The following is a 19,932-nucleotide window of genomic DNA, read 5'->3' on the forward strand; positions in this document are numbered from 1 at the left end:
TCCTAAGCAATCTGTGGGGCAGTGGCAGAGGTAGCGGCAGCAGCGGCAGAAGCTGCAGCCGCATTCTTGCCGTGCACAAACGCGCTCACGGAAGCCGCCTGCAACGGCGCATCGGCGCGCGTTTCCAGCCAATAGCGATACAGCAGGTTCTGTGCCGTCTTCATACGATACGCCGAAGAGGCGCGCATGTCAGAAAGCGGTGCGTAATCTTGCGCCAGCGCAAGCATTGCCGCTTTGACATTGGCCTCACTCCATTCTTTGCCGTTTAGTTCGGCCTCGGCCAGTGCAGCACGCTTCGGTGTTGCCGCCATGCCGCCAAAGGCGATGCGGGCATCCTCCACCTTGCCACCATTAAGACGGAAAGCAAACGACGCGCAGACCGCCGAAATATCCTGGTCGAAACGCTTCGACAGCTTGTACACGCGGAAAGCCACATCCTTGCGTGGCAGCGGCACGCGCACGCCTTGCACGAACTCGTTCGGCAGAATCGCCGACTTCTGATATGCGATATAGAAATCTTCGAGTGGCATGATGCGCTGGCCGTCGACGCCGTACAGCATGATCTCGGTGCCGAGAGCGATCAGCCACGGCATCGAGTCGCCGATCGGCGAACCGTTGGCGACGTTGCCGCCCAGCGTGCCGGAATTGCGCACCGGCAGCGAGGCAAAACGTTGCCACAGTTCGGTCAGTTCTTGCGGATAGTGTTCGGTCAGCGCGCCGTAGGCTTTTTCCAGCGTGACGCCGGCACCGATTTCCAGCCAGCCGTCCTTGTTGACGATGTGACGCAGTTCTTCCACCTGGCCGATGTAGATGATGTCGCCCAGATCGCGCATGTGCTTGGTCACCCACAGACCAACGTCGGTCGAGCCGGCGAGGATGCGCGCCTTCGGCAGTTCGCTGCGCAGCGTCGCCAGTTGCGCCAGCGTACGCGGTGCGTGGAAAGTCTGGCCGGCGTGCGTGACGGACAGCGGTTCCTCACGCTGGATGGCGCGCAAGGCGTCCATCACCGGCGCACGGTCGAAGCTCACTTTTGGCAATTCGCCCATGCGGCGTGCCGCATCGATGATGGGACGATAGCCGGTGCAGCGACACAGGTTGCCGGACAGCGCATCGTCGATTTCGCGCGAAGTCGGCGTGACGTTGTCTTGTTCATGCTTGAGGTACAGGCCCCACAGCGACATCACGAAGCCGGGCGTGCAGAAGCCGCATTGCGAGCCGTGGCACTCGACCATCGCCTGCTGGGCAGGGTGCAGGCAACCGTCGCTTTGCTTCAGGTCTTCCACAGTGAACAACGCCTTGCCGTCGAGCGTCGGCACGAACTGAATGCAGGAGTTGACCGTTTTCAGTTCCAGTTCGTTGCCGCGCAGTTCACCCACGACTACCGTACAGGCGCCGCAGTCGCCTTCCGCGCAACCCTCTTTGGTGCCGGTGCAATGCAGGTCTTCGCGCAAATGCTGCAAAACGGTGCGGGTATTGGGCAGTCCATCGACTTGATGGGTCTCACCGCGGAAATAGAAGCGAATCGGTTCTGACATGGTGTGCTTTGCTATAAAAAATTGGCTATCGATTACTGACTGTTTACCGTGATTCAAGATCTGTGCCGGGACCTTTTAGAGAGAAGACTTATTTGCTGCCGCCGATTGTTGCGACAGATTGTTGAAGCTTTCTCTTTGAAAAATCCTTGTTGCCTTTCTTGCCAGCAGCATCTGCCCGAGGACGGATGCTGCTGTCTTACTACTTATCTTTACCTTCCATCAGCCGCCGAGATACACCATTTTGAACAGGAAGATTGCTGCGATCACCCAGATCACCGCCGATACGTCCTTGACGCGGCCGGTCAGCAATTTCAGTGCGGCATAGCTGATGAAGCCCAGCGCCAGACCGTTGGCGATCGAATACGTGAACGGCATCACCAGTGCAGTGATGACGGCAGGCACGCATTCCGTCGTGTCGTTCCAATCGATGTCAGCCAGTTCGCGCAGCATCAGGCAAGCTACGAAGAACAATGCCGGCGCCGTCGCATAAGCCGGTACCACGCCCGCCAATGGCGCAATGAACAGTGCCAGCAGGAACAGTACGGCGACAGCCACCGCAGTCAGGCCGGTACGTCCGCCTGCTTGCACGCCGGCTGCACTTTCAATATAGGCAGTGGTGCTCGATGTGCCAAGCAGCGAACCGGCAACAATCGCGCCGCTGTCAGCCAGCAAAGCCTTGTTGATGCGTTCGATCTTGCCGTTCTTCACCAGACCGGCGCGTTGCGCCACACCCATCAGCGTGCCGGTGGCGTCAAACAATTCCACCAGGAAGAACACCAGCACCACGTTCAGCAGACCCATCGAGATCGCACCCTTCAGATCCAGCTGGAACAGCGTCGGCGAGACCGATGGCGGGATGGAGAACACACCGTTAAAGTGATTGCCGCCGAAGATGAAGCTCAGCACCGTCACGCTCAGGATGCCGATCAGCAGCGCGCCACGCACCTTCAGCTGATCCAGTGCAACGATGACCAGAAAGCCGATGATGGCCAGTACCGGCGCAGCCTCATGCAGATTACCCATGGTGACGAAAGTGGCAGGGCTGGCGGCCACGATGCCGGCGTTCTTGAGCGAGATCAGCGCGAGGAAAAGTCCTATCCCCGCCGGTATCGCCGTACGCAATGAATGCGGAATGGCGTTGATGATCAGCTCACGGATACGGAACAGGCTCACCAGCAGGAACAGGCAGCCCGAGATAAACACCGCACCCAGCGCAGCTTGCCACGGAAAGCCCATGCCCTTGACGACGGCATAGGCAAAGTAGGCATTCAACCCCATGCCCGGCGCGAGGCCGATCGGGTAGTTGGCGTACAGGCCCATGATCAGTGTGCCGATTGCCGCCGCCACACAGGTGGCGACGAAGACGGAATCTTTTGGCATACCCGCATCCCCGAGAATGGATGGGTTGACGAAGATGATGTATGCCATCGTCAGGAAGGTCGTGAGACCGGCCAGCAACTCGGTACGGACGGTCGTGCCGTTGTCGCTCAATTTGAAATAGTTATCTAGAAAAGTCATGAGAATTGTCTCCGTTTACGCAGTGTGTACAGTGCGCGATTCTTTTTTATACGCCAGAAAACTTGCAGATTTCTCAGGTCCGCAAAAAATGGGCGTTCTGATTTGCATCTTGTTTTGTGCCGCTTCCCAGTCCTGATGACAGGCACGGAAACCGGCTGTGAGCAGATTGATTGCAGCGTATGTAATGTCGTTGAAATATTTGGTGAAAAAGTAAGGCATAGGGAATATCAACTATAAGGTTACGGGTATATGTTCATACGTTAATAGAATAATGACGATTTGCCATCATTCCAATCGTTGAATTCCTGATCGGAATGTATCGAATCACTATAAATCGCGAAATTAAGCTGTGCCAACGCGGTGTTTAACCCTTGGTCCAGTAATCCGGCTGCGAATAGACCTCCTTCAGGTAATCGATGAAAAAGCGCGTCTTCGCCGGCAGATGCCGTTGTTGCGGATACACAGCCATGATGTCGTAATGGGGCAGGGCGTACTCGTCCAGCACCGTGATCAGCTCACCCGAGGCCAGCTGCGCCTGGATCTCCCAGGTGGAGCGCCATGCCAGCCCAAGTCCTTCGCTAGCCCAGCGATGCAGCAGCTCGCCGTCGTTGCAATCCAGATTGCCTTGCGCGCGGATGATCACCGGCTTGCCGCCTTGCTGAAAATACCAGCCGCGCTGCTGCCCGCCCTGCAGGTTGAAGGCCAGGCAATTGTGATCGGCCAGGTCGTCCAGCGTCTTGGGGATGCCGTTGCGGTGCAGATACTCCGGCGCGGCGCACACCACGCGGCGGTTGCTGGCCAGTTTCACTGCCACGAAACTCGGCTCGATCGCGCCGCCGATGCGGATGCCCAGGTCATAACCTTCGCGCACCAGATCCACCACGCGGTCAGTCAGGTTGAACGAGATCTGCACCTCCGGATGATGTGCAAGAAAAGCCGGCGCATGCGGCGCCACATGCAGCCTTCCATAGGCCGCCGGCGTCGAGACCACCAGATGGCCGGTGGCCTTGTGACGGCCTTCGGCAATGCTCTTTTCCGCCACCTCGATATCGCCCAGCAGCTTGCGGCAATGATCGAGGAAGACGCTGCCTTGTTCCGTCAGCGTCAAGTGCCGCGTGGTGCGATGCATGAGCTTGGTGCCGAGGCGTTTTTCCAGGGCGTCGATGCGTCGGCCCAGCATCACGGGGGTGATGTTTTCTTCCAGCGCCGCTGCGGCGAGGCTGCCTTTTTCGACGACCGAGACAAAAGCTTCGATCTGTTTGAGTTTGTCCACAAAACCTCCTTATTCGATACTTTTTATATATTTCCATATTTTTAGTACGGAATAAACAGATATTTAGTCTTCTTATCAAACAATATTGTTGGTTATAGGATGCATCTCACTGGTCGAGGGGCATCGCTGTTTGCTTCCCGGCGTATTAGACATTGCACACCAAGGAGGCAACATGGCAAAGATGAAGGCAGTAGACGCAGCAGTATATGTGCTGGAAAAAGAGGGCTGCCTGCAAGCCTTCGGCGTGCCCGGCGCGGCGATCAATCCATTCTATTCGGCGCTGAAGCGCCGTGGCGGTGAAGGTGGAAAAATTCAGCACATCCTGGCGCGCCACGTCGAAGGCGCATCGCACATGGCCGAAGGCTACACCCGCGCCAAGGCCGGCAACATCGGTATCTGCATCGGCACCTCCGGTCCTGCCGGCACCGACATGATCACCGGCCTGTACTCCGCACAAGCCGACTCGATTCCTATCTTGTGCATCACCGGCCAGGCGCCGCGTGCTCGTTTATATAAAGAAGACTTCCAGGCCGTCGACATCGAATCGATCGCCAAGCCGGTCACCAAGTGGGCCGTCACCGTGCGCGAACCGGCGCTGGTGCCACGCGTGTTCCAGCAGGCTTTCCACCTGATGCGCTCGGGCCGTCCAGGTCCGGTGCTGATCGACTTGCCGTTCGACGTGCAAATGGCCGAGATCGAATTCGACCCCGACACCTACGAGCCGCTGCCGGTCTATCGCCCGTCGGCGACGCGCGCCCAGATCGAAAAAGCGCTGTCCATGCTCAACGAAGCCGAGCGTCCGTTGCTGACCATTGGCGGCGGTGTGGTCAATGCCGACGCGGCTGAGCTGGCGGTCGAGTTCGCCGAACTCACCGGCGTGCCGGTCATCCCGACCCTGATGGCGTGGGGCGCAATTCCGGATGATCACCCGCAAATGGCCGGTATGGTCGGTCTGCAGACCAGTCACCGCTACGGCAACGCCACCATGTTGGCGTCCGATCTCGTGCTCGGTATCGGCAACCGCTGGGCCAATCGCCACACCGGTTCCATCGAAGTGTTCACCAAGGATCGCAAGTTCGTCCACGTCGACATCGAACCGACCCAGATCGGCCGCGTGTTCGGTCCGGACTACGGCATCGTCTCCGACGCCAAGGCAGCATTGAAGCTGTTCATCGAAGTCGCCAAAGAACTGAAGGCGGCCGGCAAGTTGCCGAACCGTTCCGCGTGGCTTGCCGAATGCCAGGAGCGCAAGCGCACCATGCATCGCCGCACGCATTTCGAAGAAGTGCCGATCAAGCCGCAACGCGTCTATGAAGAAATGAACCGCGCCTTCGGCCGTGACACCTGCTACGTCAGCACTATCGGTCTGTCGCAGATCGCTGCCGCGCAATTTCTGCACGTCTACAAAGATCGCCACTGGATCAACTGCGGCCAGGCCGGTCCGCTGGGCTGGACGATTTCCGCTGCACTGGGCGTGTGTGCCGCCGATCCGCAACGCAAGGTCGTAGCGATCTCGGGCGACTACGACTTCCAGTTCATGATCGAAGAACTCGCCGTCGGCGCGCAATTCAACCTGCCGTATTTGCATGTGGTGGTGAACAACTCCTACCTCGGCCTGATCCGCCAGGCGCAACGCGGCTTCGAGATGGACTACTGCGTACAGCTGGCGTTCGAGAACATCAACGCGCCTGAACTCAACGGCTACGGCGTCGACCACGTCGCCGTGGTGGAAGGCCTGGGCTGCAAGGCGATTCGCGTCACCAACCCGAACGAAATCCAGGACGCCTTTGCCGTGGCGCAGCGCTGGATGGCCGAGTACCGCGTGCCGGTGGTGGTGGAAATCATCCTGGAGCGCGTCACCAATATCGCCATGGGCACCGAGATCAACGCCGTCAACGAATTCGAAGAGCTGGCCACCAAGCGCGAACATGCGCCGACGGCAATCAGCCTGCTGGATTAAGTTTTATCAGCGTAAGAAACAAGCAGCAAAGCAGCAGTAAGGAAGATCGCCAGAGGAGACAACGACGGAGGAATTTCATCACTTCTCCGTCGTCCCGGCGAACGCCGGGATCCAGCGTCGTCAGTGCATCGACAGCGTTAGGAATGAGCGGAAACGACAGCGGAAAACTAAACCCGTTTGCCGACACATGTTGCACTGTGCCGAGCCAACAACCGCCGTCGACATTGCAGTAAGCCACTGGGTCCCAGCGTTCGCTGGGACGACGGTGGTGTGTTTGACGATGCATTAACAAGCACCACGACCACCAAGGACACACACATGACCAAACTCGCCGCCAACCTGACCATGCTCTTCACCGAGCTGCCGTTTCTGGAGCGTTTCCGCGCTGCTGCGCAAGCCAATTTCAAGGCCGTGGAATTCCTGTTCCCGTACGCCTTCGAACCGGCGCAGATCGCTGAGCAACTGCGCAAGAACGAACTCGAACTGGTCTTGCACAATCTGCCGGCAGGCAACTGGGAAGCCGGTGAGCGCGGCATCGCCTGTCATCCTGACCGCGTCAATGAATTCCGCCAGGGTGTCGACGACGCGATCCGCTATGCCAAGGTACTCGGCGTCAAGCAACTGAACTGCCTGGTCGGCATCCAGCCGCAAGGCGTCAGCGCCGCTGCTGCACGCGAAACCCTGGTCGCCAATCTCAAGTTCGCCGCCGACAAGCTGCAAGCCGAAGGCATCGTCTTGCTGATCGAACCGATCAACTATTTCGACATCCCCGGCTTCTTCCTCAACACCACCAAGCAGGCGGCGGAACTGATCGCCGCGACCGGTTCCAACAACCTGTTCATCCAGTACGACATCTATCACATGCAACGCATGGAAGGCGAACTGGCCAACACCATCAAGGCCAATCTTTCGCTGATCCGCCATGTGCAGCTGGCCGACAACCCAGGCCGTTTCGAACCGGGTACGGGCGAGATCAATTACCGCTTCCTGTTCAAGTACCTCGACGAGATCGGCTATCCAGGCTGGATCGGCTGTGAGTACAAGCCGAAGGCCGGCACGGTTGAAGGACTCGGCTGGCGTGCAGCACACGGCCTGTAAGTCGGCCTGTAACTCGGGCTGGAAGCGAATTCATTTATTTATCTTAGAGGAGACACATCATGGCAAAAGTCGGATTCATCGGATTAGGCATCATGGGTTCGCCCATGGCGGACAACCTGCAAAAGGGCGGCCACAAGCTCTACCTGCATGATCAAAAAAATCCACCGGCAGCATTGCTCGAAGGCGGTGCCACCGTCTGTACATCGGGTGCAGAAGTCGCCAAGCGCGCCGACATCATCATCGTGATGGTGCCGGACACCCCGCACGTTGAAGCGGTGTTGTTCAGCAAAGGCGGCGTCGCCGAAGGCCTGACTGCCGGCAAGATCGTGGTCGACATGAGCTCGATCTCCCCAATCGCCACCAAGGGCTTCGCGCAAAAGATCAACGCACTGGGTTGCGAATACCTGGACGCACCGGTGTCCGGCGGCGAAGTCGGCGCCAAGGCTGCGTCACTGACCATCATGGTGGGTGGTAACGAGTCTGCGTTCAACGACGTCAAGCCGCTGTTTGAACTGATGGGCAAAAACATCACGCTGGTTGGCGGCAATGGCGACGGCCAGACCACCAAGGTGGCGAACCAGATCATCGTCGCGCTGAATATTCAGGCGGTTGCTGAAGCTTTGTTGTTTGCTTCCAAGGCAGGTGCGGATCCTGCGCGCGTGCGTCAGGCGCTGATGGGCGGGTTTGCTTCGTCGCGCATTCTGGAAGTGCATGGCGAGCGCATGGTCAAGCGTACCTTCAATCCTGGTTTCCGCATTGAGCTGCATCAGAAGGATTTGAATCTGGCTTTGCAGGGGGCTAAGGCTTTGGGGGTCAGCTTGCCTAACACGGCGATGGCGCAGGAGTTGATGAATGCTTGTGCGGCCAATGGGATGAGTGGGTTGGATCACTCGGCGTTGTGCCGGGCGATTGAGTTGATGTCGAATCATGAGATTGCCAAGGGCTAAGGTTTAGTCTGCGGTCGTCTGTAGCTGATTCTTTTTGCTCTTCGGACGAACAAGCCGGGGGCGGCCCGGCAGCCGCTCACTTTCTTTGCTTCGCCAAAGAAAGTAAGCAAAGAAAGGCGACCGCTGGGTCGTAGCCCCTTCGGGGTTCCCGGCGCCAGCGGGTGAAAATCGGGAAGGGAAAACAACTCGCTGCGCTCAGACATTTTTCCCTTCTTTTTCCGATTTTCACCCGCTGACACCGGCTACTCTCAAGCGGACTTCGAGACGGGCTCGCTGCGCATCGCCAGGGGAGGGAGCGTGGTGGGAAATAGTTGGTCTCTTTTGCTTTGTCGTTCCAACGAAAGTTGGAACCCAGCGTCGTGAAGACGATTGAGTGATGCGCTGACGCTAGTGGATCCCAGCGTTCGCTGGGGCGACGAACTAATTGGCGACAACTGGCAGTTGATAGCGCGATGCCGAAGGCGAGCAGGCGGGGCACTTTGGCCGCTTGAGAGTAGCCGGTGGCGGCGGGTATAAATCGGAAAAAGAAGGGAAAAATGTCTGAGCGAAGCGAGTTGTTTTCCCTTCCCGATTTGTGCCTGCCGACGCCGGGAACCCCCGAAGGGGGCTACGACCCAGCGGTCGCTTCTTTTGCTTACTTTTCTTGGCGAGACAAGAAAAGTGAGTAGCCGCCGGGCTACCCCCGGCAGGGTTGTCCGAAGCAAGAAAAATATCAAGTGTCATCCGGCCCGTCGTCGGAACAAAAGGAAATAAAACCATGCTGCCGAATCCCCGCCAATTTCTCCTCGACCTCTACACCGCAGCCGTCTCCGCAGTAAGCGCAGAAAAATCCCTCCCATCCTTCCTGCCCCAACCCCCAAAGCAGGGAAGAACCCTGGTAATAGGCGCAGGCAAAGGCGCAGCAGCCATGGCTAAAACAGTGGAGCAACACTGGCCCGGCGACCTCTCCGGATTAGTGGTCACAAGATACGGCCACGGCGCCGACTGCAAAAAAATCGAAGTCGTCGAAGCCTCCCACCCCGTCCCCGACGAAGCCGGTCGCCAAGCCGCCGCACGCATGCTGGCCATGGTCAAAGGCCTCACCAAAGACGACCTCGTACTCTGCCTGATCTCCGGCGGCGGCTCAGCACTACTGGCGCTCCCCGCCGAAGGCATCACCCTCGAACAAAAGCAGGCGATCAACAAAGCGCTCCTGAAGAGCGGCGCCAACATCTTTGAAATGAACTGCGTCCGCAAACACCTCTCCGCCATCAAAGGCGGCCGCCTTGCACTAGCCTGTGCACCGGCACGCGTGGTGACGCTGATGATTTCCGACATTCCCGGCGACGACCCCGGCATCATCGCCAGCGGCCCGACCTTGCCCGACGCCACCACCTGTGCCGACGCGCTGGCGGTACTGCGCAAATACAAGATAGAGATCCCGTCATCGGTGCAAGCCCATCTCGACTCCGGCATCGGCGAAACACCCAAGCCCGGCGATGCACGCCTGGTCGCCAACGAACACCACGTTATCGCCACCGCCCAGCAAGCCCTGCAAGCGGCTGCAGCCGCTGCCATCGCCGCCGGCATCACGCCCTACATCCTGTCCGACGACATGGAAGGCGAGGCGCGCGACATTGGCCTAGCACACGCAGCGATCGCCAGACAAATCGCCCAATACGACCAGCCGTTCAAGAAGCCTTGCGTGCTGATTTCCGGCGGCGAAACCACCGTCACCGTACGCGGCACCGGTCGCGGCGGACGCAATGCAGAATTCCTGCTCAGCCTCGCCAATGCCCTCAACGGCGCGCCCGGCATGCACGCCATCGCCTGCGACACCGACGGCATCGACGGTTCGGAAGACAACGCCGGCGCGATCTATCAGCCGGACTCCATGAAGCGCGCCGAAGAACTCGGCCTCAATCCCAAAGCACTGCTGGAGAACAACGACGGCTACGGCTTCTTCAGCGCGCTCGGCGACCTCGTCGTCAGCGGCCCGACCAGAACCAACGTCAACGACTTCCGCGCCATTCTTATTCTCTAAAAAATATATCCCCGTCGTCCCAGCGAACGCTGGGACCCAGCGGCGTGCGTTTCATCAAATAAAACGCATGGCGCAGCAAACCAACACCACCAAGGAGACCGTCCATGCGACGTCAACGCCAGGCAAAAATCGTAGCCACACTCGGCCCCGCCAGCGCCACCAAAGAAATGATCAAGGCGCTGTTCGAAGCCGGAGCCGACGTGTTCCGCTTCAACTTCAGCCACGGTACGCATGCTGACCATCACGCCCGTTTTGAAATCGTGCGCGCTGTCGAACGCGAAGTCGGCCGCCCGATCGCCATCCTCGCCGACCTGCAAGGCCCCAAGCTGCGCGTCGGCCAGTTTGCCGAGGGCAAGGTTCAATTGGAAGCAGGGCAGGAGTTCGTACTCGACCGCGACACTACACCCGGCGACAACACGCGCGTCTGCCTGCCGCATGCCGAATTGTTTGAAGTCATCGCCGCCGGTCAGTCGCTGTTGCTCGACGACGGCAAGCTGCGCCTGCAAGTGGAGAGCAGCGACGGTCAGCGCATTCGCACCAAGGTGATAAATGGCGGCGCCTTGTCCGACCGCAAGGGCGTCAACGTGCCCGACGCCGTGCTGCCGATTCCCGCACTGACTGAGAAGGATAAACGCGATCTGGCCTTCGCCCTGGAACTCGGCGTCGACTGGATCGCGCTGTCGTTCGTCCAGCGTCCCGAAGACGTGCACGAAGCACGCGCCCTGATCAACGGCCGCGCCGCCGTCCTGTCCAAGTTGGAAAAGCCAGCCGCTCTCGACCGTCTCGATGAAATCGTCCAGGCCTCCGACGCCATCATGGTCGCGCGCGGCGACCTTGGCGTCGAGCTGCCGCCGGAGCGCGTACCCGGCACGCAAAAGCGCATCCTGCGCGTCTGCCGCCAGCACGGTCGCCCCATCGTCATCGCCACGCAGATGCTGGAGTCGATGATCACCAGCCCCGTGCCGACCCGCGCCGAAGTCTCCGACGTCGCCAGCGCCATCTACGACGGTTCCGACGCTGTCATGCTATCGGCCGAATCCGCCAACGGCGCCTACCCGCTGCAAGCCGTCGCCATGATGGACCGCGTCATCAGCGAAGTAGAGCGTGACCCGCTCTACCGCAACATGCTCGACGCCCAGCAAGAGACGCCACAAGCCAACAGCGCGGATGCAATCTGCTCGGCCCTGCGCGACGTCACGCAAATCGTCGGCGCCACCGCCACCGTGACCTACACCAGCTCCGGCCACACCAGCCTGCGCGCCGCCCGCGAACGCCCGATGGCGCCGATCCTGAGCATCACGCCCAAGATCGCGACCGCTCGTAAACTGGCCTTGGTCTGGGGCGTACATTCAACGATCAGCGACCAAGTCCACAACGAAAGCGAAATGGTCAGCGCGGCATGCCAGACGGCATTGAAGGAGGGATTTGCGAAGAAGGGCGATCAGATCGCCATCACCGCCGGCATGCCGTTCGGGCAGCCGGGGAGTACTAATTTGTTGAGGTTGGCGGAGGTGTGGGGAAGTATCTAGTTTTCTAGCTATGCAAAGATTGCGATCGGCAGAATCTGCACCGCTGGCCCCAGAATCTGCCAAGACAATTCTGGGATATCAAAGCCTTGTTCGCTCCCCAACGACGAAAGATGGGCAAAGAGCGGTTCCAGAACATGAGAGGGCATTTTACTAAGAGCAGTTTTTCTCATTAGATTGATAGAGTCATCGGAGGTGGCTATGCTGCGAATGACTTTTCCTAAGACTCTAAATTCACCGTCCACCAAATCCGACATCAATGGGTCGTTTAAAAAAGCAGTTTCCAATGTCACAACCGTCGCATGATTGATGCTGGAACTACTAGCGGTTAAATCGATAGTATTTCCAGTTTTCAAACTCTCAGAAAAAGCAGCAATCTGCTTAAAGATCACATTTTCGCTGTTTTTTTCTTGTTTCTTCTGACCTCTTTGATGTTCAGGTTTATCTGCAAATAACGATGCCATATTCATCATTTCAGACAATGAATCCATAGTTTCCACAATAGGATTTCTTTTTAAAGTAGCGGTCATTTCCACAATATCTCCAGACTTTGGCATTGCATCCGGAGAAAGTATCTGAAGAATATTTTCTTTAATCAGAATATTCCGGAGCTGATAAAACAATGAGGCTGGAGTATGCACTCGTTCTTCAGATAATTTACGTTCACTATTTGATTCTTGTGATTTGTTCTTTTCTCCAGACAGATCTATCTTTAGTAGGGTGGAAAGCGCTTGGCTTAGCCCAAAAGACGCTCCAATTTTTTGTTTGTCAGACGAGTTTTCTGACTCCACTTTGGTTATTGCAGTAACAGTACTTATCCCACTTTGCAGCATAGCGAGCAAGTCGAAAACTAGGCGCTGATTCAGATATACCGGTACGATTAATTTTTCCATTTTGGATCGTTTGATAAGTTGTTACTAGAAATATATTCCGCCATTTTTTTATCGAAATCGACTTCAGAGGTTGTCAGCACTGACGGAGTTCTCGTAAGAACTTTAAGGTACGTCTCATATATTTTTTTGTACTCTAAGCTAGCGTCGTCATCAAGAACAGCTAATATTCGATCGACTTTTCCGTTTGAAAGTTCATCGTCAAGAAACTCTCCTTCAAAGTGAGGAAATTGAGTAAAGATAACAGCAGCCTTTGACTCTGCGATGGCTGCGCGTATTGAGGAATTGACGGTCCACATTGCACCTGTAATCATTTTCTCCTTTCGCTTAACCTTAGGCGTGTCCGCATCGTGGATCGCTATATACGACGCTTTGAATTGATTTAGTATTCGTGCAAAAAGTTGAATGTTCGCCTTTCCTAGGCAATCAATAACGTGAACATTCATTTTTTCTTTTTGCGCAATATGCTTTACAACGATATGTTCGGTTGGGCCTTCGACGAGAACAATGTTGTCGTAAAAGAAAAATTCATTTACGACGGGGTGGCAGGCACGAATCATCTGTAGTCTCGTGCGGTCATCTGTCGAAAATGAAATCTTGTCGGTTGACACAAAATGCTGTTCGGATGAGTTTGCATCGACCCGCACAATTGTCGTATGGTCTTTTGAAAGATCGATGAAGATTGGCGAATGGGTCGTAGCAATTACCTGCCAGTATGGATTGTTTAATGCGAAATCATAGAGGGAGTCTCGAGCACTACGGATGGTAGGGGGATGAAGAAAGGCCTCTGGCTCATCGATTAATAAGATCCGACTAACTTCTGCACTGTCTTTTTTCTTCTTCGAGGAACTGCTGTCAGACATTACTGATAATGCAGACCAAAGAAGAGTTCTTTGAATTCCAGTCCCTTGCAGTGCCAACGGCGTTTGATTCCCATTTGTAGTGCCCACTCGAATATATGACTCCGCGCCAATAATTTTTTCGTCAAGAGCATCTTTGGATTTGGGGACTAGCTCAATTGACGCGCCCGGAAAAATGTGAGCTACGTTAGCTGTAATCTTCTTTGCTACGTCCTCGAATGCACTTTTGGATTCTTCAAATATTTTGTGCGTAAGGCGATCAATCTCATCGAAAGCAGCTTTTGTACTCGTGGAGTCAGCTTTCAAACTATTTTTCACATGCTCTTTGAGCATTCCTACAATTTTTGTTTGTGTCGTCTCTATCGGATCTGTTGGGCGAATGCGAACCGGCTGAGGAATTCTGCTCTGTATCAACGAGTCCCATCCTCCTAATCCTCCATCCTCATATTCGCCTGTAGTTGGATTGAAAGATTGCTTTTGCCCTTTTTGTCCAGGTTTTTGCCATCTCCATCTGACTTTTAAGCAGTCGCCATATTCCGAGTCATTGTGAGTCCACTTTTTACCGACAACGTCTTCGTCTTCAGCAGAGATAGAATCAAAAATTCCTGTAATTTCAATTGGCGTCGTAGAGTCTTCATTATGAAAATGGCTTTCATCTAACTCTTTCCCGCCAGAGGCAAAGGCTTCATAGGCATCGAGAATGGTTGATTTTCCTGCATTGTTGGGGCCCACTAAAACGACTATTTCATCAATCCGAACACGGCATTCCATTGCTCCAATTCGTCGATAATTTTTCACTACGAGACTTGCGAGACGCATGATTGATCCCTATTTTTAGTGGCTTTGAAATATGCTGCTTCTAGAGGACAATGGCACCTCTGATTGTAAAATGTATAGGAGATCAATGGCGCGTGGATGGCGTGCACCGGTCCCATCCACATCAGAGCGACAGTTTTCTATTTCTCAAAGAACCCCAGCTTGGCTGAACCCTTGATTTCAACTTTTTCCCCAACGACCGTCTTTGTTGATTCTTCCTCAATCCAGACTGTGGAATAGGATTCATCCAGATTGCCGCGCACGACATAGACCTTGTTCGGTTCGGGCGTGAAGACGATGTCTCCGGTCACCTGATACACCGTGCCGGCCATGGCGAGAATCGGCGCGGCGTAGATGGTGCGGGCAACGACAGACACCTTCGTTTGTCTGGCCGGAATTTTTCGCTCTGCTCCCACGACGTTCATCATCATGCCGCGGCCTTCATTCTGGCTCCGGGTCTTGAAGCGCATGTTGTCGATGTTGTTGCCGTCGACGGTGAGCGCGTAATACATGTCGGCCTTGCTGGTGCTCATGACATTCGCTGAATCCTTCAATACCGCCGTCGGGCCGGTATAACCATCCGGTATCGCGGTCTTGAACGGAGCGCAGGCCGTCAATACGACGACGCTGCTCAGCAGTGCAAGTCGGGAAAGCAGTTTCTTCATTTCAATCTATCTCCAATGTTCACTGACCTGGCAGCAGGCGTGCCGTCACCGATGGCCGGAGTGCCGACCATCGGCTTTAGCCGGATCAGTTTGCCAGTTTCTTGAATTGCGGATTCTTGATCACGTCGCGGATCAGTTGTTGGACGGCAGGGCCGAATGCCTGGGCGACTTCCTGGCAAGCCTTATCGGCAACGAAGCTGCCCGAGAAATTCATCGTCGACTTGGTGGTGAAACTGTCATTCTTGTTGTTCGACAGCGTCAGCGTAAACAGCCACTTTCCGTCAGACATGCCGGAACTGAAGTCGACTTCTTCCAGTTTTCCGGACAGTTTGAGGGCGGAGGCCGCATCATATGCGCCGGCAAGCTTCAGCTCGTCGATGAGTGCTTTCTCGATGTATGTCTCGAAGCTCGGGACCACTGTCACAGGGCCAGCGGCACGGCAGGTGATCGATGCAAGTCCGGGTTTGGACGATTGGAATTTTTCGACGGCAACAGGCTTGATGCCTGCTGATTTGATTGCATCCACGTTTTGCACCGAAGCGCCGTAGGGGGAGGCATTGTATGCGCATCCTGTGAGCAGGGTGGCGGCGACGATCAAGGACAGTGACGCTAATTTCATGTGAAGCTTTCTTGTGGTGGGAAGACTTTTAATTGCGAGTCCGGGCAATTTAGCTGCGGTACGGGAGAGGAAAAAATCCGAAGGGACAGCAGGCAGCGAGCAAGGGCGAAGACGCCGACGCGCAGAGGGAGAAAGTGAATGCAATTGGAAAATACCGGGAAGGATGCTGAAAGGGTGGAGGGCAACATCAAGACGATGTCATTTCCCTTTAATTTCCCCGGAGTAAGCATGTATGTTTTATTGGCAGCTTGCGAGCGAGTGTTGGTTACGTAACCAATCTGCTCATTTTTTAGTGAGAAGATATTAAGTCAAAGTTGAGAAAAAGAATAGCCTCCCATCAAGCAATGCTGTTTCGGTAAGAATTCATGTCCCGTCAAACAAGGCTTTGCGCCGCTTCACACTCAAGCTCGCCAACGCCTTCTCATAAGCCCACTGCACCAGCTCCCTCAGATACTCCTCCGGCATCATCCGTACATCCACAATCGTGATCCAATGAAAGCGCGACATATACCGCGCCGGCTTGATGCCGGGCATGCCGGTCAGTTCGAGGAAACGGTCGGGGCTGACGCGGAAGCTGAAGCGCCATTTTTCCGGATCGCTGGTTTTGAACCAGGCGAAGTTTTTTTCGCCCACGGAGTAGACCAGGATGTTGGAGGGCGGCAGGGCGAGGCGTGATGTTGCTGCGGGCAGCGCTTCGCAGAATTTTTTGAGTTGTGTGACATTCATCGCGGCCAGATCCATGGTGTGGTGGGGGACCGGCGTATTGTAGTCATGGAATGAAAAAGCGGCGCGTCAATCTGATTGGCGCGCCGCTTTTTTTCCTCGCCGCTCGCAGGGAGCGGTCAGTACTTCAGAACTGCTCCCAATCGTCATCCTTGCCGGTCGCAACTGCGACGGGTTTTGAGGACGATGCCAGCGCCGGTGTCGATACAGGCTTCGGCGCTCGTTTCAGCTGTGCCGGTTTCGGCGTGATGTTGACGGTGGCTTTCTTCGCGATGGCTGTCGATGCTCTCGCTGTTGCTGCAGTCTTCGTCATCTGCTGGTCCAGCTTGAACACGCTGACCAGTTGCATCAGCTTCGCGGCCTGATCCTGCAGGGATTGTGCCGCTGCTGCCGACTCTTCGACCAGCGCCGCATTTTGCTGCGTGGTTTCGTCGATGTTGGTGATGGCACGGCCGACTTCTTCGATGCCCTGGCTTTGTTCCTGGCTGGCGGCGCTGATTTCGCCGACGATATCCGTTACCCGTTTTACGCTGGCGACGACTTCGGTCATGGTGGTGCCGGCTTGTTCGACCAGCTTGCTACCGGTGTCGACCTTGGCGACGGAGTCGTCGATGAGGATCTTGATTTCTTTGGCGGCGGCGGCGCTACGCTGGGCGAGGCTGCGCACTTCGCTGGCGACGACAGCGAAGCCGCGGCCCTGTTCGCCGGCGCGGGCTGCTTCGACGGCGGCGTTCAGCGCGAGGATGTTGGTCTGGAAAGCAATCCCATCGATCACGCCGATGATGTCGACGATCTTTTTGGACGAGTCGTTGATCGAGCTCATGGTGTCGACCACCTTGCCGACCACAGTACCTCCGTCCACCGCGACGCTGGAGGCTGATACGGCGAGCTGGTTGGCCTGGCGCGCGTTGTCGGCGTTCTGCCTGACGGTGGAGGTGAGTTCTTCCATGGCCGATGCGGTTTCTTCGAGCGAGCCGGCTTGCTGTTCGGTGCGCGCCGAGAGATCCATGTTGCCGGTGGCGATTTCACTCGATGCCGTGGCGATGGTGTCGGTGCCCTGGCGTACCTGGCTGACGATGTTGTAGAGGTTGCCGTTCATGGTCTGCAGCGCGGACATGAGCTGGCCGGTTTCATCGGTGGATTTGACTTCAACCTTGGTGGTGAGGTCGCCGTCGGCGACGCGGCGGGCGACGTCGACGGCTTCGGTCAGCGGACGCGTGATACTGCGAGAGACCAGCCAGGCGACGGCGGCGGACAACAATAATGTGATGCCGGCAAGCGTGTTGATGATCATGCGGGCGCTGCCGGATTCGCTGCTGGCTTTATCGCCGGCGGCATCCATCAGGCCACCCTGATAATCAAACATGGCGTCGAGTGCGATGAAGTATTTGATCTGCAGCGGCATGAACTGTTGCGGCAGGTAGGCTTTGGCTTCATCAATCTGGCCGGCCAGCGCCAGCTTCATGAGGCCGTCGCGGACGGGGATGTAGGCGTCGCGCGCGGTCATGGCGTCTTTGACGAAACGCTTGTCGTCGTCGGTCTTTGCAATCGATTGCATTTGCACGAGACTTTCGTTCATCTTTTTGTCTGCAGCCGTGGCGTCATTGACAAGATATTTAATCTTGTCGGCGTCGCTGGTCAGCATGATGTCGCGGATATCGATGGCGATCTTGTTGACCTGAATCTGGATGGTGTTGGCCAGCACGGTTTTGGGATAACGGTCTTTGGTGATCAGGTTGATGCTGCTGTTGAGATTGCCCAATTGGACGTTGCTGAGCGCCGTGATGGCGACCAGCAGAATGATCACAATGCCGAAGCCGATGGCCAGGCGTTGGCCGATTTTCATGTTGGCGATTTTCATGGAGATACCTTTGCTGTTCAGTAGGCTGCAAAACGTAGCGTCGTTGCTGATGCTGTTACTCAAAAGGCAATTCTTGTGCCAAGAGCTCGATTCGTTTATGTTGCGTTTCCACCGTGCAATTGTGTCGCCGGGGCGCGGCAAAGCATTCCGGGCTGTCCTTGTCGGACGGGCCGGAATGCCATTTTTTCTTGTTGTAGGAGAGTGTTAGTTTGCTGCGTCGGCCAGTTCAAATGCTAGCGCATTGTGGCGCTCAATTGTCATTCCAAGATCGATTGTTGTGCACTGACCATCGCGTACGATCACGCGGCCATTGATGATGCTGTAGGACACGTTGGGCGGCGTGCAGAACACCAGTGCAGCAACGGGGTCGTGCAGTGCGCCGGCAAAACCAATCTGGTCCAGTTTGAACATCACCACATCGGCCGACATGCCCGGCTTCAGTGCACCGATGTCGTCACGATTCAACACTTTGGCGCCGCCCAGGGTGGCGATTTCCAGTGCTTGCCGTGCGGTCATCGCGTCCGGGCCGAAGCCGACGCGTTGCAGCAGCATGGCCTGGCGCACTTCGCCCATCATGTGGGCGCCGTCGTTGGAGGCGCTGCCGTCGACGCCCAGGCCGACCGGCACGCCAGCGTCGATCATCTTGCGGATCGGTGCGATGCCGGACGCCAGGCGCATGTTGGAACAGGGGCAGTGCGCCACGCCGGTGCCGGTGCGTGCGAACAGATCAATGCCGTGGTCGTCGAGCTGGACGCAGTGGGCGTGCCAGACGTCGTGGCCGACCCAGCCGCAGTCTTCGGCGTATTCGGCCGGCGTCATGTTAAATTTTTCGCGGCTGTAGGCGATGTCGTTAAGGTTTTCAGCGAGGTGCGTATGCAGCGAGACTTTGTAGCTGCGCGCCATATTTGCCGCCTCGCGCATGAGGTCGCGCGAGACCGAGAAGGGTGAGCAGGGCGCGACCACGATGCGTTGCATGGCGTGGCGGCTGTGGTCGTGGTAGGTCTCGATCAGACGTTGCGTATCGCGCAGGATGTCTTTTTCGTCTTCGACCACGCGGTCCGGGGGCAGGCCGCCTTTGGACTGGCCGACGCTCATTGCACCGCGTGCGCCATGGAAACGCATGCCGATTTGCTGTGCGGCTTCGATGCTGTCGTCGAGGCGGGTCTTGTTCGGATAAATATAGAGGTGGTCGCTGCTGGTGGTGCAGCCGGAGAGGATCAGTTCGGCCATCGCGGTGAGCGTGGATACCTTGATCATTTCCGGTGTGAGGCCGGCCCAGATCGGGTAGAGGTTGGTGAGCCAGTTGAACAGTTCGCCGTCTTGCGCGGCGGGGATCACGCGCGTGAGGCTTTGGTACATGTGGTGGTGGGTGTTGATCAGGCCGGGTAGCACGACGTGGTTGCTTGCATCGATGATTTCGTCGGCGGTCTGGGGCAGGTCTTCTGTCTTGCCGACTTGTTCGATGACGTTGTCGCGGATGAAGATGGCGCCGGTTTTGATTTCTTCTCTTGTGTCGTTCATCGTGACGACGACGGTGGCGTTTTTGATTAAGAGGGTTTTGCTCATTGGGGACTCGCTGGATTGTGTTTGGTGTTGGGTGTTGATGCGGCGCCGGTGA

The 19,932-nt window shown here is 56.5% G+C and carries 15 protein-coding genes; 5 read left to right on the forward strand and 10 right to left on the reverse strand.

Annotation, left to right across the window (positions count from 1 at the left end):
- Positions 1-2 precede the first annotated feature (2 nt).
- The 3 genes from xdhA to PQR63_RS06840 form a co-directional block, all read right to left on the reverse strand.
- Positions 3-1,535: a xanthine dehydrogenase small subunit gene (gene xdhA, locus PQR63_RS06830; RefSeq protein WP_408166731.1), complete on the reverse strand. Its 1,533-nt coding sequence runs from the start codon at positions 1,533-1,535 to the stop codon at positions 3-5.
- A gap of 219 nt (positions 1,536-1,754) precedes the next feature.
- On the reverse strand, positions 1,755-3,053 hold the full coding sequence (locus tag PQR63_RS06835) for an NCS2 family permease (protein WP_408166733.1): 1,299 nt from the start codon (positions 3,051-3,053) through the stop codon (positions 1,755-1,757).
- Positions 3,054-3,417: 364 nt separating this feature from the next.
- Positions 3,418-4,326, reverse strand: coding sequence for a LysR family transcriptional regulator (locus PQR63_RS06840; protein WP_094564780.1), 909 nt, complete (start codon positions 4,324-4,326; stop codon positions 3,418-3,420).
- Positions 4,327-4,498: 172 nt separating this feature from the next.
- Between PQR63_RS06840 and gcl the strand changes: the two genes are divergently transcribed.
- From gcl to pyk, 5 genes are all read left to right on the forward strand, one after another.
- Positions 4,499-6,286, forward strand: coding sequence for a glyoxylate carboligase (gcl, locus tag PQR63_RS06845; RefSeq protein WP_408166734.1), 1,788 nt, complete (start codon positions 4,499-4,501; stop codon positions 6,284-6,286).
- A 318-nt stretch (positions 6,287-6,604) separates the two neighbouring features.
- Positions 6,605-7,384, forward strand: a complete 780-nt coding sequence (hyi, locus tag PQR63_RS06850; protein WP_408166736.1) for a hydroxypyruvate isomerase — start codon at positions 6,605-6,607, stop codon at positions 7,382-7,384.
- A gap of 59 nt (positions 7,385-7,443) precedes the next feature.
- A complete protein-coding gene (gene glxR, locus PQR63_RS06855) occupies positions 7,444-8,331 on the forward strand; it encodes a 2-hydroxy-3-oxopropionate reductase (RefSeq protein ID WP_094564777.1) in 888 nt (295 codons plus the stop codon).
- Between the two features lie 757 nt (positions 8,332-9,088).
- Positions 9,089-10,354 (forward strand): glycerate kinase type-2 family protein, encoded by a 1,266-nt coding sequence (locus PQR63_RS06860; protein WP_408166738.1) that lies wholly within the window; start codon positions 9,089-9,091, stop codon positions 10,352-10,354.
- A 104-nt stretch (positions 10,355-10,458) separates the two neighbouring features.
- Positions 10,459-11,883: a pyruvate kinase gene (pyk, locus tag PQR63_RS06865; RefSeq protein WP_408166740.1), complete on the forward strand. Its 1,425-nt coding sequence runs from the start codon at positions 10,459-10,461 to the stop codon at positions 11,881-11,883.
- An 8-nt stretch (positions 11,884-11,891) separates the two neighbouring features.
- On the opposite strand, the gene PQR63_RS06870 is transcribed toward pyk, so the two are convergent.
- The 7 genes from PQR63_RS06870 to PQR63_RS06900 all read right to left on the reverse strand — a co-directional run bounded on the left by PQR63_RS06870 (position 11,892) and on the right by PQR63_RS06900 (position 19,880).
- Positions 11,892-12,773: a DUF6414 family protein gene (locus tag PQR63_RS06870; RefSeq protein ID WP_408166742.1), complete on the reverse strand. Its 882-nt coding sequence runs from the start codon at positions 12,771-12,773 to the stop codon at positions 11,892-11,894.
- Positions 12,761-14,449, reverse strand: a complete 1,689-nt coding sequence (locus PQR63_RS06875) for an ATP-dependent nuclease (RefSeq protein WP_408166743.1) — start codon at positions 14,447-14,449, stop codon at positions 12,761-12,763. The genes PQR63_RS06870 and PQR63_RS06875 overlap by 13 nt, the downstream gene beginning before the upstream one ends.
- Before the next feature lie 137 nt (positions 14,450-14,586).
- Positions 14,587-15,111, reverse strand: a complete 525-nt coding sequence (locus tag PQR63_RS06880) for a hypothetical protein (protein ID WP_408166745.1) — start codon at positions 15,109-15,111, stop codon at positions 14,587-14,589.
- An 85-nt stretch (positions 15,112-15,196) separates the two neighbouring features.
- Entirely contained in the window at positions 15,197-15,730 is a 534-nt protein-coding gene (locus PQR63_RS06885; protein ID WP_408166747.1) for a hypothetical protein, read from the reverse strand.
- Positions 15,731-16,093: 363 nt separating this feature from the next.
- Entirely contained in the window at positions 16,094-16,471 is a 378-nt protein-coding gene (locus tag PQR63_RS06890) for an MmcQ/YjbR family DNA-binding protein (RefSeq protein ID WP_408166749.1), read from the reverse strand.
- Between the two features lie 109 nt (positions 16,472-16,580).
- The gene (locus PQR63_RS06895) at positions 16,581-18,314 is read right to left on the reverse strand and encodes a methyl-accepting chemotaxis protein (RefSeq protein WP_408166751.1); all 1,734 of its coding nucleotides are present in this window, start codon (positions 18,312-18,314) and stop codon (positions 16,581-16,583) included.
- 204 nt (positions 18,315-18,518) lie between these two features.
- Positions 18,519-19,880 carry an 8-oxoguanine deaminase gene (locus PQR63_RS06900; RefSeq protein WP_408166753.1) on the reverse strand — a complete coding sequence of 454 codons (1,362 nt, stop codon included), beginning with the start codon at positions 19,878-19,880 and terminating at the stop codon, positions 18,519-18,521.
- Positions 19,881-19,932 lie beyond the last annotated feature (52 nt).

The sequence above is a fragment of the Herbaspirillum rhizosphaerae genome, assembly GCF_046025915.1.
GTDB classification, from domain to species: domain Bacteria; phylum Pseudomonadota; class Gammaproteobacteria; order Burkholderiales; family Burkholderiaceae_D; genus Herbaspirillum; species Herbaspirillum rhizosphaerae_A.